This window comes from Intestinimonas timonensis, assembly GCF_900626145.1.
GTDB classification, from domain to species: domain Bacteria; phylum Bacillota; class Clostridia; order Oscillospirales; family Oscillospiraceae; genus Intestinimonas; species Intestinimonas aquisgranensis.
In genome coordinates this window covers 271,534-297,306 of the sequence record NZ_LR130817.1, presented here as the reverse complement: position 1 = coordinate 297,306, position 25,773 = coordinate 271,534, and the positions used below count along the sequence as shown (strand labels likewise).

At 61.1% G+C, this 25,773-nt stretch carries 24 protein-coding genes; 5 read left to right on the top strand and 19 right to left on the bottom strand.

What is annotated here, in order from left to right; translation table 11 throughout:
* Entirely contained in the window at positions 1 to 453 is a 453-nt protein-coding gene (locus tag E0E29_RS07595; protein ID WP_130849351.1) for a GNAT family N-acetyltransferase, read from the top strand.
* 49 nt (positions 454 to 502) lie between these two features.
* On the opposite strand, the gene trxA is transcribed toward E0E29_RS07595, so the two are convergent.
* The 3 genes from trxA to E0E29_RS07580 are packed head-to-tail and all read right to left on the bottom strand — an operon-like array spanning position 503 to position 2,048.
* Complete coding sequence (gene trxA / locus E0E29_RS07590; RefSeq protein WP_130849350.1) at positions 503 to 820, bottom strand: thioredoxin; 318 nt, start codon at positions 818 to 820, stop codon at positions 503 to 505.
* Positions 821 to 854: 34 nt separating this feature from the next.
* Entirely contained in the window at positions 855 to 1,712 is an 858-nt protein-coding gene (locus E0E29_RS07585; RefSeq protein ID WP_130849349.1) for an NAD(P)/FAD-dependent oxidoreductase, read from the bottom strand.
* A gap of 3 nt (positions 1,713 to 1,715) precedes the next feature.
* The gene (locus tag E0E29_RS07580) at positions 1,716 to 2,048 is read right to left on the bottom strand and encodes an ArsR/SmtB family transcription factor (RefSeq protein WP_130849348.1); all 333 of its coding nucleotides are present in this window, start codon (positions 2,046 to 2,048) and stop codon (positions 1,716 to 1,718) included.
* 197 nt (positions 2,049 to 2,245) lie between these two features.
* On the opposite strand from E0E29_RS07580, the gene E0E29_RS07575 reads away from it, so the two are divergent.
* The 4 genes from E0E29_RS07575 to E0E29_RS07560 all read left to right on the top strand — a co-directional run bounded on the left by E0E29_RS07575 (position 2,246) and on the right by E0E29_RS07560 (position 7,826).
* Complete coding sequence (locus E0E29_RS07575; RefSeq protein WP_130849347.1) at positions 2,246 to 4,402, top strand: 5'-nucleotidase C-terminal domain-containing protein; 2,157 nt, start codon at positions 2,246 to 2,248, stop codon at positions 4,400 to 4,402.
* A gap of 137 nt (positions 4,403 to 4,539) precedes the next feature.
* The gene (locus tag E0E29_RS07570; RefSeq protein WP_130849346.1) at positions 4,540 to 6,243 is read left to right on the top strand and encodes a glutamine--tRNA ligase/YqeY domain fusion protein; all 1,704 of its coding nucleotides are present in this window, start codon (positions 4,540 to 4,542) and stop codon (positions 6,241 to 6,243) included.
* A gap of 69 nt (positions 6,244 to 6,312) precedes the next feature.
* Positions 6,313 to 7,341, top strand: a complete 1,029-nt coding sequence (locus E0E29_RS07565) for a threonine aldolase family protein (RefSeq protein WP_130849345.1) — start codon at positions 6,313 to 6,315, stop codon at positions 7,339 to 7,341.
* Positions 7,342 to 7,370: 29 nt separating this feature from the next.
* Complete coding sequence (locus E0E29_RS07560; RefSeq protein ID WP_227604011.1) at positions 7,371 to 7,826, top strand: phosphate-starvation-inducible PsiE family protein; 456 nt, start codon at positions 7,371 to 7,373, stop codon at positions 7,824 to 7,826.
* A gap of 18 nt (positions 7,827 to 7,844) precedes the next feature.
* Here E0E29_RS07560 and E0E29_RS18435 read toward each other — a convergent pair whose 3' ends face one another.
* The 16 genes from E0E29_RS18435 to rsmD form a co-directional block, all read right to left on the bottom strand.
* Positions 7,845 to 8,993, bottom strand: coding sequence for a helix-turn-helix transcriptional regulator (locus tag E0E29_RS18435; protein ID WP_207303589.1), 1,149 nt, complete (start codon positions 8,991 to 8,993; stop codon positions 7,845 to 7,847).
* 148 nt (positions 8,994 to 9,141) lie between these two features.
* Positions 9,142 to 10,071, bottom strand: coding sequence for a magnesium transporter CorA family protein (locus E0E29_RS07550; RefSeq protein ID WP_207303588.1), 930 nt, complete (start codon positions 10,069 to 10,071; stop codon positions 9,142 to 9,144).
* 465 nt (positions 10,072 to 10,536) lie between these two features.
* Complete coding sequence (ftsZ, locus tag E0E29_RS07545) at positions 10,537 to 11,676, bottom strand: cell division protein FtsZ (protein WP_130849343.1); 1,140 nt, start codon at positions 11,674 to 11,676, stop codon at positions 10,537 to 10,539.
* Positions 11,677 to 11,803: 127 nt separating this feature from the next.
* Positions 11,804 to 12,580: a cell division protein FtsQ/DivIB gene (locus E0E29_RS07540; RefSeq protein ID WP_130849342.1), complete on the bottom strand. Its 777-nt coding sequence runs from the start codon at positions 12,578 to 12,580 to the stop codon at positions 11,804 to 11,806.
* An 81-nt stretch (positions 12,581 to 12,661) separates the two neighbouring features.
* Positions 12,662 to 13,948 carry a UDP-N-acetylglucosamine 1-carboxyvinyltransferase gene (murA, locus tag E0E29_RS07535; protein WP_130849341.1) on the bottom strand — a complete coding sequence of 429 codons (1,287 nt, stop codon included), beginning with the start codon at positions 13,946 to 13,948 and terminating at the stop codon, positions 12,662 to 12,664.
* A 75-nt stretch (positions 13,949 to 14,023) separates the two neighbouring features.
* Positions 14,024 to 15,148 (bottom strand): undecaprenyldiphospho-muramoylpentapeptide beta-N-acetylglucosaminyltransferase, encoded by a 1,125-nt coding sequence (gene murG, locus E0E29_RS07530; protein WP_130849340.1) that lies wholly within the window; start codon positions 15,146 to 15,148, stop codon positions 14,024 to 14,026.
* A gap of 12 nt (positions 15,149 to 15,160) precedes the next feature.
* A complete protein-coding gene (ftsW, locus tag E0E29_RS07525; protein WP_207303587.1) occupies positions 15,161 to 16,369 on the bottom strand; it encodes a putative lipid II flippase FtsW in 1,209 nt (402 codons plus the stop codon).
* Between the two features lie 34 nt (positions 16,370 to 16,403).
* On the bottom strand, positions 16,404 to 17,411 hold the full coding sequence (gene mraY / locus E0E29_RS07520) for a phospho-N-acetylmuramoyl-pentapeptide-transferase (protein WP_130849339.1): 1,008 nt from the start codon (positions 17,409 to 17,411) through the stop codon (positions 16,404 to 16,406).
* Between the two features lie 89 nt (positions 17,412 to 17,500).
* Positions 17,501 to 18,970, bottom strand: coding sequence for a UDP-N-acetylmuramoyl-L-alanyl-D-glutamate--2,6-diaminopimelate ligase (locus E0E29_RS07515; protein WP_130849338.1), 1,470 nt, complete (start codon positions 18,968 to 18,970; stop codon positions 17,501 to 17,503).
* 16 nt (positions 18,971 to 18,986) lie between these two features.
* The gene (locus E0E29_RS07510; protein WP_130849337.1) at positions 18,987 to 21,416 is read right to left on the bottom strand and encodes a penicillin-binding transpeptidase domain-containing protein; all 2,430 of its coding nucleotides are present in this window, start codon (positions 21,414 to 21,416) and stop codon (positions 18,987 to 18,989) included.
* Positions 21,417 to 21,526: 110 nt separating this feature from the next.
* The gene (locus E0E29_RS07505) at positions 21,527 to 22,084 is read right to left on the bottom strand and encodes a hypothetical protein (RefSeq protein ID WP_130849336.1); all 558 of its coding nucleotides are present in this window, start codon (positions 22,082 to 22,084) and stop codon (positions 21,527 to 21,529) included.
* A gap of 68 nt (positions 22,085 to 22,152) precedes the next feature.
* Positions 22,153 to 23,085 (bottom strand): 16S rRNA (cytosine(1402)-N(4))-methyltransferase RsmH, encoded by a 933-nt coding sequence (rsmH, locus tag E0E29_RS07500; protein WP_130849335.1) that lies wholly within the window; start codon positions 23,083 to 23,085, stop codon positions 22,153 to 22,155.
* Positions 23,086 to 23,106: 21 nt separating this feature from the next.
* Positions 23,107 to 23,520, bottom strand: coding sequence for a division/cell wall cluster transcriptional repressor MraZ (gene mraZ, locus E0E29_RS07495; protein WP_130850821.1), 414 nt, complete (start codon positions 23,518 to 23,520; stop codon positions 23,107 to 23,109).
* 632 nt (positions 23,521 to 24,152) lie between these two features.
* Positions 24,153 to 24,689 (bottom strand): hypothetical protein, encoded by a 537-nt coding sequence (locus E0E29_RS07490; protein ID WP_242622430.1) that lies wholly within the window; start codon positions 24,687 to 24,689, stop codon positions 24,153 to 24,155.
* Complete coding sequence (coaD, locus tag E0E29_RS07485) at positions 24,689 to 25,183, bottom strand: pantetheine-phosphate adenylyltransferase (protein ID WP_130849334.1); 495 nt, start codon at positions 25,181 to 25,183, stop codon at positions 24,689 to 24,691. Before coaD ends, E0E29_RS07490 begins: the two co-directional genes overlap by 1 nt.
* Positions 25,184 to 25,212: 29 nt before the next feature.
* Complete coding sequence (gene rsmD / locus E0E29_RS07480) at positions 25,213 to 25,767, bottom strand: 16S rRNA (guanine(966)-N(2))-methyltransferase RsmD (RefSeq protein ID WP_341273103.1); 555 nt, start codon at positions 25,765 to 25,767, stop codon at positions 25,213 to 25,215.
* Positions 25,768 to 25,773: the final 6 nt, after the last annotated feature.

Here is a 25,773-nt window from a genome sequence, read left to right as displayed (position 1 = left end):
ATGTTTTTGCGGGACTATGAGAGCCGGGACTGCCCCACCTTGGCACAGCTTTTCTATGAAACGGTGCATACGGTAAACCGGCGGGACTACACGCAGGCTCAGGTGGATGCCTGGGCAACAGGAACAGTAGATCTGGCCGCCTGGGATGCCTCCTTTATCGCTCACCATACCTTGGTGGCGGAGGAAGATGGTATCATTTTGGGCTTTGCCGACATGGCGTCGGACGGCTATCTGGACCGTCTTTATATCCATAAGGACCACCAAGGCCGGGGAATCGCCACCGCTCTGTGCGATACCTTGGAGACTGCATGTGGTGCTCCTTGCTTCACCACCCACGCCTCTCTCACCGCCCGCCCTTTTTTTGAAAAACGTGGTTACCGGGCCGTAAAGGCACAGCAGGTGGAACGCCATGGCATCCTTCTCCCCAATTTCATCATGGAAAAGGAAAGATAAAAAACCGGAGATCCCGCCGCTGCGGGACCTCCGGTTTTTCGCTTTTTGCTTACAGGTTGGCGTCCAGGGTCTTGGTGTAGACATCAGCGGGCTGGACTCCCACCTTCCGATCGATCTCCTTGCCATCCTTGAAGAAGATGACGGTGGGGATGCTCATCACACCGTACTTGGCGGCCAGGCCGGGGTTGGCGTCCACGTCCACCTTGGCGATGACAGCCTTGTCACCGTACTTGCCGCCAATGCTCTCGATGGCAGGGGCCAGCATCTTGCAGGGGCCGCACCAGGTGGCCCAGAAGTCCACCATGGCCAGGGAGGAAGCAGGGATCTTAGCGTTGAATTCAGACTCATTGAGATGCAGAACAGACATGATTCATTCTCCTTTTTATCAGTAAAATAGTATGTTAGCTGTTGGACAGTTGATCCACATATTCGGCGGCGGCCTGACCGGCTACCAGTCCCTCACCCACCGCTTTGGAGAGCTGAAGGGGCAGCCCGGTACAGTCACCGGCGGCATAGATGCCGGGCAGGTTGGTCCTCATCTGCCGGTCCACCGTGATGTACCCGTCCTCCAACGCCAGGTCGGGGAGCAGGTCCGTGGGTGGCATGGCGCTGCGGAGGAGGAAGACACACTGGGCGGGGAGTTCGGTGTCGTTCACCCGAAGGGCAGTCACCGTCTCCTCCCCTACGATTTCCAGCTTTCCGCTCTTCATATGGGGGATGGCGGGGATCAGGTTTTTGGGAGCGTGGGCTGAGACATAGGTCACCTGGCAGCCGATGCCCTGGAGGAAGTTGGCCTCCTCCGGTGCGTCGGGGGCCATGCCCACCACCACCACCGGCTTGCCCCGGTAGAGCATACCGTCACAGGTCGCGCAGTAGCTCACGCCCTGGCCCAAGTATCGAGCCTCACCGGGCAGCTTCTTCCCCCGGACCACTCCGGTGGCCAGGACCACGGCCTTGGCCATCTCCATCTCACTGCCGATGCTCAGGTAGCATGTGCCTTCCATCTGCATGATATTCAGTACCCGTCCGGCACAGAAATCCACTTCCATGGCCTCGGCATGGCGCCGGTAGGCCTCCATCAGCTCCGCGCCGGTTTGGCCCGGCATACCCAGATAGTTGTCCACACGCTCGGCCCGATAGAGGGGGCTCTCCCGGTAGTCATTGCCCACCACTACCACCGACTTGCCACGGGCACGGGCATTGATAGCGGCGCTGAGTCCAGCAGGACCCCCGCCTACCACGGCAATATCATAAGGCAACGGTCACCCCTCCTCGCTTTGAAGTCCGGCACAGGGGCAGCTGTAATCCCCCGCTTCATCTCCGAACAGGGCCGCCACCACGGCAGCGGCGCCCGGATCGGCCACTTCGTAGTACATTTCATTTCCGGATCGCTGACATTTCACCACTCCGGCCGCCTTCAGGCGCATCAGATGCTGGGAGATGGTGGACTGGCTCTGGCCCGTCCCCTCCTCCATACAGCGCACGTTTCGGCAGCCGCCCACCAGCAGCCCCCGTACAATCTGGAGCCGCAGCGGGTGGGAGAGGGCCTTGAGCAGCTCCGTCTTCTCCTGGTACAGCACCTTGCTGTCCTCCATGGTCCTCACCTCATTCGCTTGTTCTAATATTATTATATTCGAATATTCTAATTTGTCAACTCCTTTTCAAAAAATTTTTCTCCCCCTGCCTCTTTTTTCTTTTACTGGCTTTTTACGTGTTTATTTGGAATTTTACTGCGCCTTCCTCCAGAATTATGATATAATGGAACGGCAATTTAATAGAGAGGAGTATCCACATGCAACACCTGCGCAAGCGTATCCTTCCGATGTCTCTTGCCATGGCCCTGAGCGTCTCCCTGGCCGCGCCCGTCGCTGCCGCTGAACCTGCTGTTCCCTATGCCGAGAGCATCCAAGCCCTGACCGACCGGGGTGTGATCAAGGGTGACGGCACCGGCTCCTACCGGGCGGAGGACCCCCTGACCCGGTCTGCCGCCGCCTCCCTGCTCTACGAGGCCTTCTACCTGGTCCCCGTGTTCTCCATGGAGGCACCCGCTCCCCAGGCCAACGAGGACGGCTCCATACCTGAGCCTCTGACCAAGCAGTTCTACTCCACCTCCACCACCGTGGCCACGCTGGACGCCGTCCTGATGCCCGCCGCCCCCGACGCCGTGGGCACCTGGGCCGAGACCGTGGCCAACACCGTGCTGGAGGCCCAGCTGATGGACCAGATCGACGGCTCCTTCCAGGGCGACAAAACCATGACCCGCAGTGAGTTTGCCCTGGCCGTAATGAAGGCCATCTACGGCGCGGACAAGGACATGGACTTCCTGGCCCAGGGCCAGAGCGACGGTCTGCTGCCCGAGGAACTCACCCTGGACGACACCGTGATGACCCGCGGCGAAGCCGCCCTGCTGCTGGACACCGCCACCCGTGACCTCACCATCATCACCACCATGTCCACCTCCGACATCCACGGCCACATGACCCCCCACACCCCCTCCGGCTCCGCCATCGAGGTGGGCGGCTCCGCCAAGGCGGCCTGGCTCTTCCAGGAGGCCGAGCGCCGCAACCCCAACACCCTGATCCTGGACGGTGGCGACTCCCCCTACAACACCGACCTGGCCAACATCTCCCTGGGCCAGTCCAGCGTGGACGTGATGAACGCCCAGGGCTATGACGCCACTGTGCTGGGCAACCATGATTTCGATTACTCCTTTGAAAACCTTCTCTCCCTGGCCGAGCGTGCGGAGTACGCCATGCTCTCTGCCAACACCTACTGGAAGGACGGCTCCTTTCCTGAGCAGTTCGCCCCCTACATCGTCAAGGAGGTGGGCGGCGTGGACGTGGCCATTGTGGGTCTGACCGACGACGGCAGCAAGGCCACCACCCACTTCTCCAACACCCAGGACATCGAGTTCCACGACCAGTGGGAGGTGGGCCAGGACGTGGTGGCAAAGGCCGACGCTGAGTCCGACGTGGTCATCCTGCTCTCTCACCTCCACGGCGCCAACAACGACGTCCCCACCAAGATCGACGGCATCGACATGGAGATCGGCGGCGGCAACGACATTTTTGGCCGTCCTCTGAACATTGAGGACACCGTGGTGGTCAATCCCGGCGGCGTGGGCACCTGCGTCAACCAGACCAACCTGAACGTGAAGGATGGTCAGGTGCTGGGCTACACCTTCAACCAGATCATTCTCTCCTCCGACGTGCCTGAGGTGGAGGCTGTCAACGAGATCATCGCCGGTTATCAGGCCGATCTGGACGCCCAGATGGAGGAGGTCATCGGCCAGTGTGCCTCCGACATCGCCTGGTCCAGCCCCCTGGTCCGCACCCAGGAGAGCCCCCTGGGCAACCTGGCCGCCGACGCCCTGCGGGACTACTGTGACGCCGACATCGCCATCCAGAACGGCGGCGGCATCCGGGCCGGTCTCACCGCAGGAGACGTGACCGTGGGCGACATCTTTGCCATGCTGCCCTTCGACAACAAGGTCACTCTGGTGGAGGTCACCGGCCAGACCGTGTGGGACGCCCTGGAGAACGGCGTCAGCGGCTATCCCGACACCTACGGCCAGTTCCCCCAGGTCTCCGGCATCCACTACACCTTTGACGGCTCCAAGCCCGCCGGAGAGCGCATCGTCTCCGTCACCCTGCCTGACGGCACTCCCCTGGATATGGACGGCTGGTACACCCTGGCCTGCAACGACTTCATGTGCGGCGGCGGCGACGGCTACACCATGTTCAACGTCCTCAACCCGGAGGACGGCGGCGACGGGAACGGCGAGATGGCCGTTCAGGAGCTGCCCGGCTGCAAGCTGGTCTACCGCACCAACGATTACTACCGCACCGTGGTGAGCGAGTACATCAAGGAGCAGGGCACCATCGCCCCCGCGCTGGAGGGCCGCATCACCATCCTCAATCCCCAGACCAACGAGAGCACCCTGGGCTGAGTCCCTTTCTCTGTGTCTCTCTCAGGCGTGTCCGCTGTACAGAGGGCACGCCTGTTTTTTATGAGAAATCCGTTGCTTTTTTGACGAGGGCAGGGTAAAATATAGAATTGCATGAAAACTAAAGGAGTGACAAAACCATGACCGAGGAACACAAGTCCGCCACCGGAGCCAAGACTCCCGTGATGACCCAAAACTTCATCCATGATTTTATTGACGAGGACCTGGGGCAGGGTGGGCAGTTCCAAGGCATGACCGTCCACACCCGTTTCCCCCCGGAGCCCAACGGCTACCTGCACATCGGCCACGCCAAGGCCATCTTCATTGACTTCGGCACCGCCGAGAAGTACGGCGGCCTGTGCAACCTGCGTATGGACGACACCAACCCCACCAAAGAGGATGTGGAGTACGTGGAGGCCATCCAGGAGGACATCCACTGGCTGGGCTATGACTGGGGCGACCGGTTCTACTATGCCTCCGACTATTTTGAGAAGATGTACGAGTACGCCGTAGAGCTCATCAAGAAGGGTCTGGCCTACGTCTGTGAGCTCACCCCCGAGGAGTTCAAGGAGTACCGGGGCGACGTCAACACCCCCGCCCGTTCTCCCTGGCGGGACCGTCCCATCGAGGAGTCCCTGGACCTCTTTGCCCGGATGCGGGCGGGTGAGTTCCCCAACGGCAAGTACACCCTCCGGGCCAAGATCGACCTCACCAGCGGCAACTTCAACATGCGGGACCCTGTTATCTACCGCATCAATCACATGCACCACCACCGCCAGGGCGACAAGTGGTGCATCTATCCCATGTATGACTTCGCCCACCCCATCGAGGACGCCCTGGAGGGGATCACCCACTCCCTGTGCTCTCTGGAGTTTGAGGACCACCGGCCCCTCTACGACTGGGTCATCGCCAACTGCCCCGTCCCCGCCAAGCCCCGTCAGATCGAATTCGCCCGCCTGGGCATCAACTACACCGTCATGTCCAAGCGTAAGCTCCGCCAGCTGGTGGAGGAGGGCCGGGTCTCCGGCTGGGACGACCCCCGGATGCCCACCCTGTGCGGCCTGCGCCGCCGGGGCTACACCCCCCGCTCCATCCGCAACTTCTCCGAGCGCAACGGCGTGAGCAAGGCCGCCTCCACCGTGGAGTTCGCCTTCCTGGAGCACTGCCTCCGGGAGGACCTCAACGACGTGGCCCAGCGCCGGATGGCGGTCCTCCGCCCCGTGAAGCTGGTCATCACCAACTACCCCGAGGGCCAGAGCGAGACCTTCACCGTGGAGAACAACCCCAACCGGCCCGAGGATGGCACCCGTGAGGTCACCTTCTCCCGGGAGATCTATGTGGAAGCCGAGGACTTTCTCGAAACCCCCGTGCCCAAGTACAAGCGCCTCTACCCCAACGGCCCCGAGTGCCGCCTGAAGGGTGCCTACCTGATCCAGTGCACCGGCTGCAAGAAGGATGAAAGCGGCAATGTGGTGGAGATCTACGCCACCTATGATCCCGACAGCCGCGGCGGCGACCCTGCCGACGGCCGGAAGGTGAAGGGCGCCACCATCCACTGGGTGGACGCCGCCACCGCCGTGGACGCCGAGATCCGGCTCTACGACAACCTCTTCTCCGACGCCGACCCCGACGCCGGCGACAAAAACTTCCTGGACTGCCTGAACCCCAACTCCCTGGAGGTCCTCAGCGGTGCCAAGGTGGAGCGCTGCCTGGCCGATGCCCAGGCCCCCGCCTCCTTCCAGTTCCTGCGCCAGGGCTATTTCTGCGTGGACAACAAGGACTCCAAGCCCGGCCATCTGGTCTTCAACCGCTCTGTGAGCCTGAAGGATTCTTTCAAATTCTAAGCGGCAGCGAACGGCGGACGGCCAGAGGCCGCCCGCCGTTTTTGATTCCGCACTTGGAGGTCATATAAGATGAAGCAGTATCTCTTCCGCAACGACTACTCCTTCGGCGCCCATCCCAAGGTCCTCTCCGCTCTTGCCGAGACCAACCTGGAGGGCAACATCGGCTACGGCGATGACGCCTACTGTGACCGGGCCAAGTCTCTGATCCGGGACCTGTGCCAGTGCCCCCAGGCCGAGGTACAGTTCCTCATCGGCGGCACCCAGACCAACTTCACCGCCATTGCCGCCTTCCTGCGGCCCTGGGAAGGTGTCATCTGCGCCGACTCCGCCCACATCAACGGCCATGAGGTGGGTGCCGTGGAGGCCACCGGCCACAAGCTCCTCCAGATACAGACCGGTCCAGATGGCAAGATCACCCCGGAGCAGATTGCCCCCATTCTGGAGCGGCACAAGGACGTACATCTGGTCAAGCCCCGGCTGGTGGAGATCGCCGACGCCACCGAGAGCGGCATGGTCTACACCAAGGCCGAACTCACCGCCCTCTCCGAGTACTGCCGGGCCAATGACCTGCTCCTCTTCCTGGACGGCGCCCGGCTTGGCTGCGCCCTGACCTCTTCCAAAAATGACCTGACCCTCCCCGACCTGGCCCGGCTCACCGATGCCTTCTACATCGGCGGTACCAAGAACGGCGCCCTTATGGGCGAGGCCCTGGTCATTACCAACCCCGCCCTCCAGCCTGACTTCTTCCGCATCAAAAAGCAGCTGGGCGCAGTGCTGGCCAAGGGCTGGCTGCTGGGGGTCCAGTTTGAGGCCCTGCTGAAGGACGGCCTCTATTTTGAGATGGCCCGCCACGCCAACGCCATGGCCACCCGTCTCCAGGCCGGTCTGAAGTCCCTGGGCTGGAAGCTGTGGGTGGACTCCCCCACCAACCAGGTCTTTGCTGTGGTGGACAACGCCACCAAGGCCAAGCTGGACACCCTGTGTGCCTATGAGGACTGGTGCCCCGCCCAGGAGCCCGGCCATACTGTGATCCGCTTTGTTGCCTGCTTCGCCACCGCCCCCGAGGACGTGGACGGCTTCCTGGCCGCCCTGCGCTGACAGACAGGAGGGACTCAACTGTGGACATCATGTACTATCTGAAGATCAAGATCCCAAACACCATCTACCGCATCGCTCAGCTGCTGGAAATTCTGGTCAGCGTTCTGGTGATCCTTGCGATCCTGTTTTCCTTTGTCACCATCTTTCATCAGTTGGGCCTTATGGCTACAAACCCCAGTGATGTGGACGGCCTTCAGTCGTTCCTGTCCACCGCCTTTACTGTCGTCATCGGTATCGAGTTTCTAAAGATGCTCAGCCGACACAACCTGAGTTCCGTAGTGGAGGTCCTCCTCTTCGCCATCTCCCGCCAGATGGTCATTGAGCACACCTCCCCTGCGGAAAATCTGCTGATGGTGGCCGCCATTGCCGCCCTCTTCCTTGTCCGCAAATTTCTCTTCATTCCTGGATTGGATGATAAGCAGACCCTCACCGTCCCACGTTCCGATGACCCCACAGAAGAACACATCGGAGCTGGCCATCATTGAGAAAAAGAGCACGACCCATCATTCAGATGGGTCGTGCTCTTTTTCTGCTTCCTCCGGCGGCGTTTCCGGAGGGACAAACTTTCTTTTCTCCTCGCTGGAGAACCGAACACACTGGAGAAGCACCCATAGGGCGCACAACACCGCCGCCGCCACCGGCATGGCCCAGGAGGCCTGACCCATGGGCTCATAGATGCTCCCCAGAGTGGTGGAATAGGGGATGATCCGCTGGGTGACCGGCGACCAGGCAATTTTATATACCCGGAGACCGATCATTCCCCAGCACAGGGCCGTCATACACCACACGCCCGGAATCCACCGGCGATGTCCCCGGCCCAGCAGGGGCAGAGAGCCCAGCACCGCTAGGATGACCAGACAGAGGCAGAAGGCCGATTCCTGCTCCTCATAGAGAGCCACAGGCAGGTCAGTCCGCTCGTAGAAGAGCCAGAAGGCCGCTGCCAGCCAGGGTACCAGCCCCGGTAGCAGCCGCCGGAGGGGTGGACGCACCAGCACCAGCCGTGGGAGCCGCCGGAGATCGTCACCGCTCCAGTGATAGATCATGGTCTGAATCACGGCGGTCAGGAGCAGGGTACACACCAGGTCCACCAGCGCCGCCAGCAGGATCCACTCGTCCCTTCCGTTCAGCAGGAGCGACTGGGCAGAACCCGCCATCATGACCTGAGAGGAACCGAACAGCACCAAAGCCGCTGCGGTGATAACTGTCTTGGTCACAAAGGTGAAATTCACCGCCAGGCACATCAGGGCGTTGGCGATCCGGAACCATCGGCTGTGGTAGGTGTAATACTTTTGCAGGTAGACGCCATAGGCCATACAGCCCAGGTAGGCACAGTAGCACAGCACCATGGGCATAAAGAGGTCCAACAGATAGAAGAGAACGCCGCCGCCCAGAGCGAAGGCGAAGGACAGCAAGCTCTGCCAGTCGGCCCGGCTCAGGGACCGGATGGGCTTCTCCCCATCCAGCAGGTCGTCCACCGTCACCCCCAGTGCACGAGCCAGAGGCACCAACAGAGGGATGTCTGGGTATCCCCCACCGCTCTCCCAACGTGAGACCGTCTTATTGCTTACGCCCAGCATATCGGCCAGCTCCTGCTGGGTCAGGTTTTTATCCCGCCGGTACTGCTTCAATCGATCTGAAAAGCTCTGTTCCATTTGGGTCTCGCCCCCTTTCTTTGGCGCCATTGTACCATGGAATCGGCTCCCGACGCCACCCCACCGTCCGAGAATTCTGTCTCGCGTATCGGGAACAGGCCAAAAAACACAGGACCCCGGGCCAAAAACATGGCCCGGGGTCGCTGGTTTAAAACAGGTCCTTCTTCTTCAGGATGACGGCAATGACACCAATGATAATACCGGTGATGATCAGCGGCACCCACCAGAACTGATCCAGGGGCAGCCCGCTGCCATTGATGTTCATACCATAGAAGCCAAAGACGATATTGGGGATGGTGAGCAGGATAGTGATGGAGGTCAATACCTTCATGATGACGTTCAGGTTGTTGGAAATCACGCTGGCAAAGGCGTCCATCATGCCCGAGATGATGGAGGAGTAAATGTTGGCCATCTCGATGGCCTGACGCACCTCAATGAGCACGTCCTCCAGCAGGTCGTGGTCCTCCTCGTAGAGGGTGATGATGCGGCCGCGGAGGATCTTCTCCAGCGTCACCTCATTGGCCTTTAGGGATGTGTTGAAGTAGACCAGGGATTTCTCCAGGTCCAAGAGCTGGATGAGCTCCTTATTCCGCTGGGACTTGTAGAGCTGCCGCTCCATATAGTTATAGATCTTGTCGATCTGCTTCAGATACTGGAGAAAGCGCTTGGCCACCTGAAGCAGCAGATAGAGAATAAAGCTGGTCTTCTTTTGGGTCTCAGCGTTCTTCACCAGGCCGTCCTGGAAATCCCGAATGATCGGCGTCTCCTTCAAACAGACGGTGATGATGCACTTTTCCGCCACAATAATGCCCAGAGGCAGGGTGGAATAGACCACCGCGTCCCCCTTCTCCACAGCCGGGAGGTCAATGATGATGAGGGTCTGGCCGTCCTCGGTATCGATTCGGGAGGTCTCCTCCTCATCCAGTGCAGCTCTCAGAAAGCCAGGATCAATGCCCAGCAGCGCAGTGACGGTGGACATCTCATCCTCCGTAGGGTAGGTGAGGTTCACCCAGCAGCCGTCCTCCGCCTTGTCAAGCTTGGTCATTTGGCCGTTGATGGTCTTGTGAATGGTCAGCATTGGTATCACGCCTTTCCCGGTACGGGAAAATGGGTATAAAAATCCCGCACCGCCTCATTTTGCCGCCCCTGCGGGTCTCCCCGCCCGGGCTTGAACGGCGAATCAGGCGTGCGGTCCTCACCGGCCAAATCGGTCAGACGCAGAGCCCATACGCCGTGCTACGTACATGATGTCTTCGACTCAAAGGGTCACCGCTCACGGCGCATATCACTCCTTCGGTTTACGAATCGTCTTTCCCACTGTGGAAAAGCACTTTTATTCCAAATTGTGGGATGTATGCCCACGAATCAACCACTTTATGGTTCATTCAGCAGGTATTATTATAAGCCCCTTTCCCTCGGATTGCAAGCCTTTTTGGAGCTGATGCCATCCTTTTCCCGCCAAAATACCGCCGCAGACAGCAGCAGCGCAGTTTCGACGGAAAAGGCCCGGAACCTTACGGCTCCGGGCCTGCTGATCCACTTTTTACTTGTCCCGGTTGAAGATCTTGAAGATATCCACGAAGGGGTCCTCCTCCGGCTCCTCGGAAAGAGGCTCCAGCGCGGGACGATCGTTAGCTCCGCTCGGTGTCTTGGAGCCGCCTCCAGCCCGCTCCTTGCTGGCCGCATCACGGCCGCTGGAGAACACATTGTTGGAGAGCCCGCCAGCGCCCTCCTCAAAGCCGGTAGAGATGACGGTGACCCGAATCTCATCCTCCAGTTCCTCGTCGAAGGCAGCGCCGAAGATGATGAGGGCGTCGGGGTGGGCAGCCTGCTGCACCAGGTTGGCGGCAGTCTCCACCTCCTCCAGGCCGATGTCCATGGAGCCGGTGACGTTGACCAGCACGCCGTGGGCGCCGTTGATGGAGGTCTCCAGCAGGGGGCTGGAAATGGCCATCTTGGCGGCCTCCTCGGCCTTGTTCTTGCCGGCGGCACGGCCCACACCCATGTGAGCCATACCGGCGTCCTTCATGACGGCGGTGACGTCGGCGAAGTCCAGGTTGATGAAGCCGGTGTTCTTGATGAGGTCGGAGATGGACTGCACCGCCTGGCGCAGCACATCGTCGGCAATTTCAAAGGCGTTCTGGAAGGTGATCTTCTGATCGGTGGCAAACTTCAGACGCTCGTTGGGGATGATGACCAGGGAGTCCACCTTGCCCCGGAGCTCCTCGATGCCGGCCTCAGCCTGAAGCATGCGGCGGCGGCCCTCAAATGCGAAGGGCTTGGTAACCACGCCCACGGTGAGCAGACCGGCCTCCTTGGCGATGTCGGCCACGATGGGCGCCGCACCGGTACCGGTTCCGCCGCCCATACCGGCGGTGATGAAGACCATGTCCGCATCCTCCAGCGCCTTGGCAATCTGGCCGCGGCTCTCCTCGGCGGACTTGCGGCCCACCTCCGGATTGGAGCCGGCGCCCTGGCCACCGGTGAGCTTCTCACCGATCTGGATCTTGTAAGTGGCGCTGGAAGTGGTCAGCGCCTGCTTGTCCGTATTGACCGCGATAAAATCTACGCCCTGTACGCCGGAGCGCACCATGCGATTGACAACGTTGCTGCCGCCGCCGCCCACACCAATGACCTTAATGGTGACGACACTCTCAGGCCCTGTATCCAATCCAAAAGCCATGCCCGTTCCTCCTATGTAAACAACTAGTGATAGTAAATCTATGCAGACTGATTCCAATATACTGTATTGTATCTCTCTTTCCCAGTTAGGTCAATAGCCTGCGTAAGATTTCGTTCCACTTTCCCCGTCAGCTTCCGTCCGTTTTCGGGATAAATCGGGGTTGATCCAGGGTGAGATCCACCACTCCTGTCTCATTTGACTGAATGATGCCCTGGGCCAGGGATTCGGTGAGCACCCGGGTCTGCCACATGAAATCGTCGCTCATGCGCATCTTCACCGTAAGCCGCCCATCGTAGACCATGGAGATCTCAGCGGCGGAGGTGAGGTCGATGGAGGATACCTCGCCCAGAATGTCCCGCTGTTCCAGAGCATAGAGCAGGTCCATCAGGCTCTCCAGCTTGAGGCTCTCGGCATCCTCCACCGCCAGAGTGGTCCCCACAGCGGGGAGCAGGGCGGTGAGTCCGGAGACCTCCGCCACACCCGCCTGCTCCGGCTTGGAGACCTGCTCCAGAATCTTACCCTTGGCGTCTATGATCCACCAGCCCTCATCCCCTTGAATGACGGCGGCCGGGGTACGCTCTGTGACGTTGATGACCAGTCCGTCGGGCAGGGCGTGGCGGATGTTCACCTCATCCACATAGGGGAGGGTGGAATAGATCTTCTGGGCCGTCCGCGACCCACCCACCAGGAAAAGGTTATCCCCCGTCTCCACCCCGGAGGCGTCGATGATCTCCTGTGCTGTGTACCGGCTCACGCCGGTGACGGTGATCTCCTCCACACGGAAAAAGACCACGCAGCCAGCAGCAATCACCACCAGGATGATGATGAGAGAGAGCAATTTATAGAGGAAACCGAAGCGTCCCCGGTTTCGCTGTTTTCTTTTATTGGAACGCCGTGATGCCATGGGTACGCCTCCGGATTCGTTCTCTTTCTTCCTTGTTGGGTCAGTATACCATACAAAGGTAAGGAAATCGTTAAGAAATCCTTACAAGTTGGGCAAGCCTCCCCCGCCGTCCTCCAGACGGCGGATCTGGGCGCCCATACCCCGCAGCGTCTCCTCCAGGCCGTGGTAACCCCGGTCGATGTGACTCAGGCCCTCGATGCGGCTCACACCCTCCGCCCCCAAAGCGGCCACCACCAGCGCGGCACCACCCCGCAGGTCGGCGGCCCGCAGCGGCGCTCCGTGGAGTCTCTCCACACCGCACACCACAGCCACCCGGCCCTCCACCCGAATCCGGGCACCCATGCGGCAGAGCTCATCCACATGGCGGTAGCGGCTTTCAAACATGTTTTCCACAAAGACGGTGGTCCCTCGGCTCCTGCACAGAGCCGCCATCACCGGCGGCTGGGCATCGGTGGGAAAGCCCGGATAGGGGGCCGTGCGGATGGGCCGCACCCCCTGGAGGGGACCGTCCCGGCGGATGGTAATCCGCTGTTCCCCGCTGCGGACCCGGCAGCCCGCCTCCGTCAGGATAGCCGTGACAGTGGAGAGCTGGCGGTAGTCGGTGCCCAGGATCTCCGCCTCTCCCCCGGCGGCCGCCACCGCTGAGAGCAGGGTGGCCGCCACAATCCTGTCGGGCATGACGGTATGCTCACCGCCGTGAAGTGTCTTTCTGCCGGTGACAGTGACCGTGGAGGTCCCCGCCCCCCGGACGTCGGCCCCCAGAGCGCGCAGAAAGCCCTGGAGATCCACAATCTCCGGCTCCCGGGCGGCGTTGTTGATGACGGTGGTCCCCGCCGCTCCGCAGGCGCAGAGCATGGCGTTTTCCGTGGCCCCCACACTGGGGATGGAGAGATCGATCTGACAGCCCCGGAGCCCGCACTTCGGCAGGGCGCAGTGGAGTGCGCCCCCCTCCTCCCGGATCTCCGCCCCCAGGGCCCGGATAGCCGCCAGGTGCAGGTCGATGGGCCGGGGGCCCAGCTCACAGCCTCCAGGCATACTCAGCTCTGCCGCTCCGGTGCGGGCCAGGATGGCTCCCAGAAAGATCACCGAGGAGCGCATCTCCCGCATAAGGGCATCGGGCACATCGTTTCGGGTAAGCCCCGAGGCGTCCACCGTTACCGTGTCGCCGGAGCGCTCCACCCGGCAGCCCAAATGCTCCAAAATCGCTATGGATGCCCGCACGTCCGAGAGATCCGGGCAATTATGTACCACACTGACGCCGGGGCACAACACCGCCGCCGCCAGAATGGGCAGGACGCTGTTTTTGGCCCCGTGGACTATGGCCGTCCCTTCCAGCGTTCTGCCGCCTTCCACTTGATAAATGCTCATGACCGTCCACCCTCCGCATGTTGATGGTTTCAGGCCATACTATGCGTCTGGGCGGACAGGTGACAGCAGAGGACGTTACTCCCCCCGCTTCATGAGGGACATCAGGGTCTGATAGATCTCCTCGGCGGCGTCGGTGACCGAAAGCTCGGTCAGCGCCTTGGACATGTTGGAGCGTTTCTCTGGGTCGGCCAGCAGCTCCTTGACCTCCCGGTAGAGGGCGGCGCCGTCGATCTCCGGCTCCAGCAGCACCACCGCCGCTCCGTGGTGCTCCAGCACCCTGGCGTTCTTCTCCTGATGGTTATTGGTCACGTTGGGGGAGGGCACCAGCACACAGGGCTTGGCGATGGCGGTGAGCTCCGAGACGGTGGAGGCACCTGCACGGCACACCACCAGGTCGGCGGCGGCCATGACCAGGGGCATATCGTAGATGTACTCCCGTACCTCCGCTCCGCCGGTCAGGTCCACCCCCCGCTCTTTGAGGGCGGCGGTGAGACTCTTATAGTTCCGCCCGGCGCCGTGGACGTGGTGAAAGGGAAAACTCTCCGCCGCCTCCGCCTGGAAGAAGTCGACCATATACCGGTTCATGACGTCGGCCCCCAGGCTCCCCCAGTAGGAGAGCACCAGAGGACGGTCATCGTCCAGCCCCAGGGCCTGCCGCGCCTCCTTCCGGGTGTGGTCGAAGAAATCCCGGCGCACCGGCGTGCCGGTGACCACCACACGCTCCGGGTGGGGATAGTGTTTTCTAGAGTCCTCAAAACCCACCATGACCCGGTCCACCACCTTGGACAGCAGTTTGGTGGTGAGGCCGGGCACAGCGTTGGACTCATGGACAGCGGTAGGGATGCCCCGTCGGGCGGCCTCCTTCACCACGGGGTAGGAGGCGTAGCCGCCGGTGCCCACCACCAGGTCGGGCTTAAATTCATCCAGGATGGCCCTGGCCTGCCGCCGGGCCTGAGGCAGGGTGACCACCGTCATGATATTGTGCTTGATGTCCTTCCACTTCCATGCCCGGTGGATGGTATTCACATGGACGGTGCGCAGCTCATAGCCCTCGTGGGGCACCAAGGTCCGCTCCATGCCGTTGTCTGCCCCGGCGAAGAGGACCTGGCAGTCCTGATGCCGGGCCTGAAAGAGCCGGGCCAGGGCGATAGCCGGATTGATGTGGCCGGCGGTTCCGCCGCAGGTAAAAAGGATCTTCACTTCAACACCTTCTCATCCGGCTTTGGGAGCCGGGATCTGTCTGGATACGCTGAGGACGATGCCCATCTCCACCAGCTGGATCACCAGGGCGGTGCCGCCGTAGCTGAAGAACGGCAGGGAGATGCCAGTGGGGGGAATGAGATTGGTAACCACGCCGATGTTCAAAAAGACCTGAACGGCCACCTGTGTGGTGATGCCCACAATGAGGAGGGCACCGAACCGATCCCGGGCGTGGAGGGCCAGCCAATAACCCCGGATAATGAGCAGGGCGAAGAGGAGGAGGATCATAGCCGCACCGATAAAGCCCAGCTCCTCACACACGATGGGGAACACATAGTCGTTTTGCAGCTCGGGCAGATAGAGGAATTTTTGTCTTGAGTTCCCAAGTCCAAGGCCCAGCAACCCTCCGGAGCCGATGGCGTAGAGGGACTGGACGATCTGGTAGCCGTCTCCCTGGGTATCAGTCCAGGGGTTCTGCCAGATGGCGATACGGTCGGCCATATAGTCGGTGGTGTTGATGACCAGCCACAAAGCAGCTGTCATAAAGGCACCGCCTGCCACGAACCAGCCCAGTTTGATGCCAGCGGCAAAAAGGATGGAGGCTCCGATGGCCAGAATGAGGATGGTAGCCGACAGATGGGGCTGGAGGAGCAGCAATCCGGCGATGATGAGCAGTACCACGCCGTAGGGCACCAGCTCCAGAAAACCGATGCGGTCCAGCAGCTCCAAAAAGTGACCGGAATAAGTCCGCTTGTCGAAATGGCGCTTCTTCTCCGTATTTCGCTTGGAGAGCCGTGCGGAGAAGTAGAGGATGACACCCAGCTTGGCGGCCTCGGAGGGCTGCCACCGGGGCAGAGGACCGATGGCACGGATCCAGCGGTTGGCGCCGCCGCCGCTGGCGCCGATACCGGGGATCTTCACCATGATGAGCAGGATGATGGACCCAACCAGGGCGAAGACGGAGAGCCACCGCAGGGTCTGGTAGTTGATCTTGCTTATGACATACATGATGACCACGCCGCCGATGGCAAAGAGACCCTGACGCATAAAATAATAGGTGGGGTCATCCATGTTGTAGAGAGCGTCGGCATAGGAGGCCGAGAACATCATGATGACGCCGATGGCGGTGAGCAGCAGCACCAGCATGAGAAAGGGCAGGTCCAGTGGTCCCCGTGCCAGCTGCTCCTCCACGGTGAGGTCACGTTTGAGTTTTCGGGCCATGGGATCTCCTGCCTTTCAGGGAAAATTGAGGATTTTAGAAAAGATTTGCATCCAGGAAAGCGGCGTACCGGTCCATCACACCCACAAAGGCCAGGGCGCAGAAGATCAGGGACACCAGGGCAAAGACGGCCACCACCTTCTTCTCGCTCCACCCGCACATCTCAAAATGGTGGTGGAGGGGAGCCATCTTAAAGATGCGCTTGCCGTGGGTGACCTTGAAGTAGACCACCTGGATGATATCGGAGAGGGTCTCGGCGATGTAGACGATGCCCACCAGGATGAGGACCAGGGGCATGTCGAAGGCAAAGGCCAGGCCGCACACGGCGCCGCCCAGGAAGAGGGAGCCGGTGTCGCCCATAAAGACCTTGGCGGGATAGTGGTTGTAGATGAGGAAGGCGCACAGACCGCCAAAGAGGGCGCCGCCGAAGACGCCCAGGTCGGCCACACCCCAATACCAGGCCACAGCGGAGAAGAAGGCTGCCACGGGCAGGGTGACGCTGGAGCTCAGGCCGTCCACACCGTCGGTGATGTTGACGGCGTTGACGGTGCCCACCATGACGAAGGCGGCAAAGACCATATAGACCACCCAGGGCAGCTCAATGGTGATCTGGAGGAAAGGGATATAGAGGTGGGGGGCCAGGTAGCCGAAATACCGCAGCAGGGCGGTGAAGGCGATGGCGGCAGCCAGTTGGAGCAAGAATTTGGGACCGGCAGTGAGACCGGTGTTCTCCCGCTTCTTTACCTTTTCATAGTCGTCCAGGTAGCCGATGACACCGAAGACCAGGGCGAAGCAGAAGACAAAGAGGGCCCGAAAATCCCCCCGGAGCAGGTCGGGCCAGCCGATGAGGATAATGGTGACCAGGATTCCAAAGATGAACATCAGTCCGCCCATGGTGGGGGTCCCCTGTTTGGACATGTGCCAGGTGGGGCCGTCCTCCTTGATGGACTGGCCTGCCTTCATCCGGCGCAGTACGGGGATGAGGAACTTGCCGGCCACAGCCGACAACACAAAGGAACAAAGCGCGGCAATTAAAATTCTCATATTTTCAACCTCCTGGGGAAAGTCCCGAAAGGGGATTATATCACGGCCCACTGGAAACCACAATCGGAGAAATCCACAGATTGTGGACATCAGGCCTCTTTTTTTCCAAATGTCGTCCGCCGGGCGAAGTGCTGAGCCACCACTTCCCGTTCATCCAGGTGGCGGCGCTCTTCCCCTACCTCCTGGTAGGTCTCGTGCCCCTTCCCCGCCAGCACCACCACGTCGCCGGTACCAGCCAGGGTGAGGACTTTATGGATGGCCTCCACCCGGTCGGGCTCCACCACCACCGGGGTGGCCGTTCCATCCATACCCCGGAGAATGTCGCCGATGATGGCCTCCGGCTCCTCGGTGCGCGGGTTGTCAGAGGTCACCACCACCAGGTCGGCCAGATCCGCCGCGATGGCCCCCATCACCGGCCGCTTGGTCCGGTCCCGGTCGCCGCCGCAGCCGAAGAGGCACAGCACCCGCCGGTCGGTGAGGTCCCGGACGGTGGTGAGGATGTTCTCCAAGGCATCCGGAGTGTGGGCGTAGTCGATGATAACGGTGTAGGCCGCCGGTACCGGCACCACCTCCACCCGGCCCTTGACACCCGGGGCCGACCGGAGGGCGGTGACGATCCGCTCCATGCCGATGCCCAGATTCAGGGCGCAGGCGATAACGCCCAGGGCGTTATAGATGGAAAATCCGCCGGGGATGGGCAGGAAGACCCGGCCGATGGTATTCCGGGCCACCGCGTCGAACTCCACATGGCTGGGATAGAGCCGCAGGTTCTTGGCCACCAGGTCGGCCAGGTCCCTCCGCTCGGAGTAGGTGAAAACGGGACAGGAAACGTGTTCGGCGTACCATCTCCCCGCCTCGTCGTCCAGGTTGAGGACGGCCAGATCGGTCTGGTTGAAGAGCAGGCCCTTTGCGTCCCGGTAGGCCTCCATGGTACTGTGGTAGTCCAAATGGTCCTCAGTGAGGTTGGTGAAGATCCCGGCGGCGAAGCGGATACCGAAGGTCCGCCGCTGGTCCAGAGCGATGGAGGAGGCCTCCATCACCACATGGGTACAGCCGGCTCCCACCATGGCCCGGAGCAGGGCCTGGAGCTCATAGGACTCCGGGGTGGTGCGGCTGGCGGGGAGCACACGGTCCCCGATCAGGTTCTGGTTGGTGCCGATGAGGCCCACCTTGGCTCCCAGCGCACTCTCCAGCACCGCCTTCAGGAGATAGGTGGTGGTGGTCTTGCCGTTGGTGCCGGTGACAGCCACACAGGTGAGCTTTTCCGCCGGATGGCCGAACCAGTTGGCGGAGATCAGGGCCAGGGTGGCCCTAGGGTCCTCCGTCACCAGCCAAGGACCGGGAACACTCGGGGCACAGCGGCAGAGGACCGCCGATGCTCCCTTTTCCAACGCCTCGGTGATGAAGTCCTGACCGTCGGCCTTGTAGCCCGGTAGGGCCGCGAAGAGATTCCCCGGCGCTATGGTGCGGGTGTCGTAGCTGATGCCGGTGATCTCCGTGTCATCTTTCCACGTCCCGCCCGTCAGGGGCACTCCCTTCAGCAGCTCCTCCAGTCGCATGACGCGCCTCCCTCACTCAATGGATGTTGGAGATGTTTCCGTTGGCAGCGTAATCCTGCACCGCGGTATCCATGAAGTGGACCTCCACCACGGTGCCCGGGTCTACCATGGTACCCGCCGCGATGGATTGTTCAGTAGCGATGGTGGTATCGGAATAGTCAGTGACGCCGATGGGCCGCATATACAGGCCCAGCTTTTCCAGTGCCTGCTCCGCCGCCGACGCCGTCATGCGGGTGAGGTCGGGGACGGAGACCTGATCCGTGGGCTTTTCGGCACCCAGGTACAGGACCACTTCGCTCTTGCCCGGGATGGAGACGCCCTGGGCGGGGAGCTGATCGGTGACGGCGGCGCCGTCGCCCACCACCCGGTAGCCCAGGCCCTTGGACTGCAGGAGCTTGATGGCGTCGGCCTCGCTCAGGTCCACGGTGTTGGGCACTACCACATCGGCATAAGAGCTGTCACTGTATACCTTTTCCACACCCAGATAGTCCAGGATGTCGGCGATGAGGGAACCGGCGGACAGGGCGCCCATATTTCCGCCGCTGATGTAGAAGCCATGGGAAGTGTAGTCACTGCCCGGCACCACGGGGGTGGGGCTGTCGAAGGCGATGAGGACCACGATCTGAGGATCGTCGGCGGGGGCCACGCCCAGGAAGGAGACGATGAGGTCGCCGGTGTCCTCGTCTCGCTTTTCGGAGGTACCCGTTTTGCCGCCAATGCGGTAGCCCTCTACGTTGGCGTTTTTACCGGTGCCGCCGTTGACCACACCGTAGAGCATCTCCCGGACCATGGCGGAGGTGGATTCACTGACCACCTGACGGACCTCGGTGGGCTCGCTCTGCTCCACCACGTTGCCGTCCTGGTCGGTGAGGGCCTGCACCACATAGGGCTGCATCAGGTGGCCGCCGTTGACGGCGGCGCTGGCAGCGGTAACCAGCTGGATGGGGGTGAGACGGAAGGTCTGACCGAAGGAGGCTGTGGCCAGGGAGGTCTCGCCGTAGATGCCAGTGAAGTAATCACGGGTCCACACCAGGTTGGTGTTGTCGGCCTCACCCTGGATATCGATGCCCGTCTTACCGATCACACCGAAGTCCAATAGATACTGGTAGAATTTCTCCGCCCCCAAGGCCTGCCCGATTTCGATGAAGGCGGGGTTACAGGAGTTGGCCACCGCCTGGGCCAAGGTCTGGTCTCCGTGGCCCTCGTGCTTGGAGCAGCTGATGCGCCAGTCCGCTACGACCTTATAGCCGGGGCAGTAGAAGTGAGAGTTTTCATTGACCACGCCCTCCTCCAGGGCTGCGGCCAGGACCATGATTTTAAAGGTGGAGCCGGGCTCATAGGTATCGGTGACTGCCCGGTTGGTCCACTGGGTGTACTGTGCCTCCTGAAGGGCCTCGGCATAGGCGTCCTCGCTGGCGGAGGGGTCGTTCTGGACCTTCTCCAGATAGGATGCCAGGACAGGATCGGTGACACTCCGGGGCTGGTTGAGGTCGTAGTTGGGAGAAGAGGCCATGGCCAGGATGGCCCCCGTCTTGGGATTCATGACAATACAGAAGCCGCCATTGCGGACCTCATAGGAGGTGATGCCGTCGGCCAGTGCCTTTTCGCAATAGCTCTGGATGGTGGCGTCAATGGTGAGCTGGACGTTGAGACCGGGCTGGGCATCCACGTAGCTCTCATAGCTGGAGAGCATCTCTGTGCCGTCGTTTTTCTTGGCGGTGACCACCCGGCCCGGCTCTCCGGCCAACTGGTCCTCATATTTGGCCTCGATGCCGTAAGCGCCCCGGTTGCCGTCATTGACATTGACCCAGCCGATGACCTGGGCGGCCAGGGAGCTGTAAGGGTAGACCCGCTTGGTATCGGGCAGGAGGTAGACGCCGGGATAGAGGCCGTTTTCCTCCTGGAAGGTGCGCACGGCGGTGGAGACGTCGTCATCCACCCGCCACTGGAGCACCTCATACTGGGAGGAGGTGTTCTCCATGCGCTTGAGGATGGTGTCGGTCTCCATTCCCAGGATCTCCGCCAGGCCCTCGGCCACGTACTCCTGGTACCGGCCGGCCATGGCAGCACTCTCAGCGTCGGTGAGCTCGTCGCCCTTGGCGGCCTTCTTCTCCCCCGATTCGGCCTTGGTCTCCTCCGCGGCCAGAATGTCCTTGGGGGAGATGACCACATTGTAGACGTCGGTGGAGACCGCCAGAATATTTCCCTGGGAGTCATAGATGGTCCCTCTGGGGGCGGTGACCAGCATGTCTCTGGTCTGCTGACTGATGGCCTTCTCCTGGTAGAAGCGGTAGTCCACGATCTGGATCTGCCACAGCTTCCACAGCAGGGGGACAAAGGCCAGCACCCCGAACACCACCATGAGGAAGATGGTGCGCCCCAGGATGGTGCGGTTCTGGCGGCGGTCGGTACCGCCTGTATTGTTTTTGCGCTCTTTCTGTGCCATTCTGGTCTCCTTATGCTCTGGATGATGAACAAGGGCGTAAGAAAAGCTCTGTTTTCTTACGCCCTTTCGTTCTCTCTATGGCCCGCTTCTCTCCCACTGTATGCGTGGGTTCAGCGGAAATATGACAGTGCGCTGTCGATCATCCCCTGCACCGTAGCCAGGAAACCCGTGCCCGTGCTTTCCTGGTCGTAGTGGACCACACTGTCGGCTTCGGAGAGATCCAGGGTATAGATCTGTCCCGCCGCGGGCTTAACCATGCTCCCGTCAGCGGTCACCTTTTCTTCGATGGTGCTGGGGTCAAAGGCCAGCTCGTACTGGGCCATGAGCTTGGCCTCTTCACTCTGAAGGTCGGAGAGCTCGCTCCGCAGGGAGACCACCTCGTCACTGACCATGGTGAGCTGCACGGTGCTCAGCATGAGCAGCACGGCAAAGACACCTACCGCCAGGAAGCCCACCACCGCGAAGACGGAGATCTGCCCCGCCTCCCGGACCCGTACCTTGGGCCGGGTGAGGGCCCGCTCTCTGGGACGGACCTTGGGCTGGGGACGAAGGACCTCAGACCCGCCTCGCTCCAGAGGACGGGTGGCGGGCTGGGCATAGGCCAGGTTTCCATAGGTACCACGCGGGTGGTCGTATCTGCTTTTTCTCCTGGCCGCAGCGCTCGCCATGCAGGTCACTCCAATCTCTTTCGTGTTGGGAGCGCAGCGCTCCCTCCCGCCCCCTCGGGGGCGCCTCTCTATCGCTTCTCCGCCACCCGCAGCTTGGCACTGCGGGCACGGGGATTTTCCTCAATCTCTTCCGCTGTGGGCAATATGGGCTTCCGGGGCGTCAGCGTGATCTGCGGCTTCTTGCCGCACACGCACACCGGGAAGTCCGGCGGACAGGTACAGCCCTTGGCGAATTCCGCCAGGGCGTTTTTCACAATGCGGTCCTCCAGGGAATGGAAGGAGATAACACACAGACGCCCGCCCGGCGAGAGCCGGGGCACCGCTGCCCGGAGCATCCGGTCCACGGCGGCAAGCTCGTCGTTGACGGCGATGCGGATGGCCTGAAAGCTCCGCTTGGCCGGGTGCTGCTTCTCACGCAGGGCCTGTGCAGGCATGGTGCTGCGGATCACATCCACCAGCTCCAGCGTGGTGCCGATGGGCGCCTCTGCCCGCCGACGCACGATAGCAGCAGAAATTTGAGGGGCATACCGCTCCTCACCATACTGCCACAGGATCCGTCTTAGCTCCTCCTGGGACCACTCATTCACCACCGTGTGGGCAGTGAGGGCCTCGGAGCGGTCCATCCGCATGTCCAGCGGCGCGTCGTGCATATAGGAAAAGCCGCGCTCCGGGTCATCCAGCTGAGGGGAGGACACCCCCAGGTCAAAGAGCATGCCGTCCACTCCGGAAATCCCCCGCTCGTCCAGCAATTCGGCCAGATCGCCGAAGTTGCCGTGGATGAGCTTCACCTTGTCCATGTGGCCGGCCAGCCTGTCCTCCGCCGCATCCAGAGCAGCCTGGTCCCGGTCGATGCAGATGAGCCGGCCGGTGGTGAGACGGGAGACGATCTCCCGGGAGTGGCCCGCCCGGCCCAGGGTACCGTCCACATAGGTTCCATCTGGGCGGATCTTCAGGCCCTCCAGGCACTCCTGCAGGAGTACAGGCTTGTGGATATAGGTCACGGCGGCACGCCTCCCTCTGTCTTACAGCTCCAGGGAATCCATGAGCGCCGCCATCTTCTCGGGCGTCATTTCCTCCTCCTCGGCGTTCCAGCGCTCCGCGCTCCAGATCTCCGCCCGGTCGTGGACGCCGATGATCACCACGTCCTTCCCCAGGTCAGCGTACGTCCGCAGCCGCTGGGGGATGACAATGCGCCCCTGGCTGTCCGGAACGCATTTCACCGCGTTGGCAAACAGAGAGCGCATGGCTTTTGATTTGCTAATGGGCAGGGAGGAGAATTTCTCCGTAAAGCGGTCCCAGCTCTCCTGGGGGTAGATGGCCAGGCAGGTATCCACGCCCATGGCCAGATAGAAGGTCTCGCCCAACTCCTCCCGGAGCTTGGCTGGGATAAACAGCCGGCCCTTGGCGTCGACACTGTGTTCATAGGTGCCGGTCACGCTGCCCAAGCTGTGCCCCTCCCTCCATTTCGCTCTACTTTACTCCATTTCGCTCCACCAGTAGTTCCAGTATAATGGTTCCGCCCCAAAATTGCAAGGGTTTATTCCCTCTTTTTTCTCTGAATATCCTAGATATTTCGGGAAAAATCGGCCATTTTTTAATAAAACATTTGTTCTATTGTAATTTTGAAGCTGATTTTCTCTGCCCTTTTTTGGCATTATTTTAGAAAAGGGTCCGTTCTTTTCCGGAGGGGTCACTTCTCGGTACATTTTTGCACCGTTTGTGGAAAACTTTTTCGCATCACAGAAGAAATCAAAAAAGCGGGACAGGTCCCTGGACCTGTCCCGCTCAGGTTGTCGAAAAAGGGCATATACGTCAGATTTTGTGCAAGAGCCTCGCAGAGTTCCGTCGTCCGCAGACGACGGAATCAAGTACAGTCTGTTTTTTCCGGGGACATGTGCCTCGGAAAAAACACTGCTCAGGCCGCAAACGTGCGAGCGAAGCGAGTGCGATGCAGCGGCCTGCATCTTTTCGAAAAAATGCCTGCATTTTTGAGAGAGCCTGTCGACTTTGTCGACAGGCTCAGCGGGACAGGTCCCTGGACCTGTCCCGCTGCAAATGGTCTCTTCTTTTACTCGTCAGCCGCGGCGTCATAAACGGTACGGCTGCCCTGAGCGGGGGCGCCACCGCCGGCGGCGGGCTGCTGCACACCGGCCGCCGCCGCCCGGAACCGGGCACGGGAACGCTTAATCTCATCATAGGCCTCGCTGACAGCCTCTTCGGTACGGCGGAGGGCATCCTCACAGTACTCGTTGGCGGCCCGGCGCAGCTCCCGGCTGCGGTCCTCGGCCACCTTGATCATCTCGTTGGCCTTCTGCTTGGCCTGAGCGGTGAGCTCGTCCTCAGCCAGCATCTGCCGGGCCTTCTCCTCGGCCTGCTTGCGGATGAGCTCTCCCTCACGCTTGGCAGAGGCGATGTAATCCGCACGGGCAGCCAGGAGCTTCTTGGCCTCACCCAGCTCCACGGGGAACTGGGCCTTGATCTCATCCAGCAGATCCAGGGCCTTGTCCCGCTCAATGATGCACTTATCGCTGCTCAGGGGCACACCCTTCGCCTCGTCGATCATGGAAAAGAGCATATCCACCAATTCTTCTACGCCGGTCGCCATCAGACGTCCCTCCTGCTGTCGTTCATTTTCTTTTTCACGTCCTCGATGATCTCCCGCGGGATAAAGTCGGACAGCTCCACACCGTAACGCACCATCTCTTTCACCACGGTGGAGCTGAGGTAGGTATACTTCTCGTTGGAGGGAAGGAACATGGTGTCCACATTGGGGTTGAGCTTCCGGTTGACCACCGCCATCTGGACCTCGCTCTCGAAGTCGGACACGGCCCGGAGTCCCTTGACGATGACCCTGGCCCGGCGCTGCCTGGCGTACTCGGCCAGGAGTACGGAGGAGGCGTCCACCTCCACGTTGGGCAGCTGGGAGACCACCCGCCGGATGAGCTCCACCCGCTCATCCGGGGTGAACAGCCCATTCTTCTGGGAATTGACCATTACGCAGACGATGAGCTTGTCAAAGCATAGCGCCGCACGCTTGATGATATTCAAATGCCCCAGGGTGATGGGGTCGAAGCTGCCGGGGTAAATGGCGGTCTTCATGTCGTTTGCCCCCTAATGCGGGAATGGGCTCACGCGTCCCTGCGGTAGACGGTGAGCTTGATCTTGCCGTAGCGGTAGTCCTTCCCCTTCCGATAGGGCTCGGAAAGCGTGGGCAGGACAGTTTCCGCGGCACTTTCGCAGACCATTATACCATTTTCCGACAAGATGTCAATTCCCGCCGCTGTCTCCAGGGCTTTTTCTAGCAATCCACTGGCGTAGGGCGGGTCCAGCAGAATGAGATCGAATTTTTCCCGGCAGCTGGTGAGGAAAGAGAGGTAGTCCCCCTGGATCACCTTGGCCCGGTCAGTGAAGCCGCACAGGGCCACGTTGTCCCGAATGAGGGCGGCGGCCTCCTTCCGCAGATCTACAAAGGTGCAGTGGGCCGCCCCACGGCTCAGGCACTCGATGCCCAGTTGGCCAGTGCCGCCGAAGAGGTCCAGCACCTTCCGGCCCTCAATGTCGAACTGGATGATGTTGAAGAGAGACTCCTTCACCTTGTCGGTGGTGGGTCTGGTCTCCATACCTTGGAGCTCCTTGAGCTTCCGGCCCCGGGCCGTTCCTGTGATGACGCGCATGGCGGTCACCCTCCT

Excerpts from the sequence above, each read along its gene's own strand:
- E0E29_RS07595 (WP_130849351.1), top strand. The coding sequence starts at position 1 with ATGTTTTTGCGGGACTATGAGAGCCGGGACTGCCCCACCTTGGCACAG.
- trxA (WP_130849350.1), bottom strand. The coding sequence starts at position 820 with ATGTCTGTTCTGCATCTCAATGAGTCTGAATTCAACGCTAAGATCCCT.
- E0E29_RS07580 (WP_130849348.1), bottom strand. The coding sequence starts at position 2,048 with ATGGAGGACAGCAAGGTGCTGTACCAGGAGAAGACGGAGCTGCTCAAG.
- E0E29_RS07575 (WP_130849347.1), top strand. The coding sequence starts at position 2,246 with ATGCAACACCTGCGCAAGCGTATCCTTCCGATGTCTCTTGCCATGGCC.
- E0E29_RS07570 (WP_130849346.1), top strand. The coding sequence starts at position 4,540 with ATGACCGAGGAACACAAGTCCGCCACCGGAGCCAAGACTCCCGTGATG.
- E0E29_RS07565 (WP_130849345.1), top strand. The coding sequence starts at position 6,313 with ATGAAGCAGTATCTCTTCCGCAACGACTACTCCTTCGGCGCCCATCCC.
- E0E29_RS07560 (WP_227604011.1), top strand. The coding sequence starts at position 7,371 with ATGTACTATCTGAAGATCAAGATCCCAAACACCATCTACCGCATCGCT.
- E0E29_RS18435 (WP_207303589.1), bottom strand. The coding sequence starts at position 8,993 with ATGGAACAGAGCTTTTCAGATCGATTGAAGCAGTACCGGCGGGATAAA.
- E0E29_RS07550 (WP_207303588.1), bottom strand. The coding sequence starts at position 10,071 with ATGCTGACCATTCACAAGACCATCAACGGCCAAATGACCAAGCTTGAC.
- ftsZ (WP_130849343.1), bottom strand. The coding sequence starts at position 11,676 with ATGGCTTTTGGATTGGATACAGGGCCTGAGAGTGTCGTCACCATTAAG.
- E0E29_RS07540 (WP_130849342.1), bottom strand. The coding sequence starts at position 12,580 with ATGGCATCACGGCGTTCCAATAAAAGAAAACAGCGAAACCGGGGACGC.
- murA (WP_130849341.1), bottom strand. The coding sequence starts at position 13,948 with ATGAGCATTTATCAAGTGGAAGGCGGCAGAACGCTGGAAGGGACGGCC.
- ftsW (WP_207303587.1), bottom strand. The coding sequence starts at position 16,369 with ATGGCCCGAAAACTCAAACGTGACCTCACCGTGGAGGAGCAGCTGGCA.
- mraY (WP_130849339.1), bottom strand. The coding sequence starts at position 17,411 with ATGAGAATTTTAATTGCCGCGCTTTGTTCCTTTGTGTTGTCGGCTGTG.
- E0E29_RS07515 (WP_130849338.1), bottom strand. The coding sequence starts at position 18,970 with ATGCGACTGGAGGAGCTGCTGAAGGGAGTGCCCCTGACGGGCGGGACG.
- E0E29_RS07510 (WP_130849337.1), bottom strand. The coding sequence starts at position 21,416 with ATGGCACAGAAAGAGCGCAAAAACAATACAGGCGGTACCGACCGCCGC.
- E0E29_RS07505 (WP_130849336.1), bottom strand. The coding sequence starts at position 22,084 with ATGGCGAGCGCTGCGGCCAGGAGAAAAAGCAGATACGACCACCCGCGT.
- E0E29_RS07490 (WP_242622430.1), bottom strand. The coding sequence starts at position 24,689 with ATGGCGACCGGCGTAGAAGAATTGGTGGATATGCTCTTTTCCATGATC.
- coaD (WP_130849334.1), bottom strand. The coding sequence starts at position 25,183 with ATGAAGACCGCCATTTACCCCGGCAGCTTCGACCCCATCACCCTGGGG.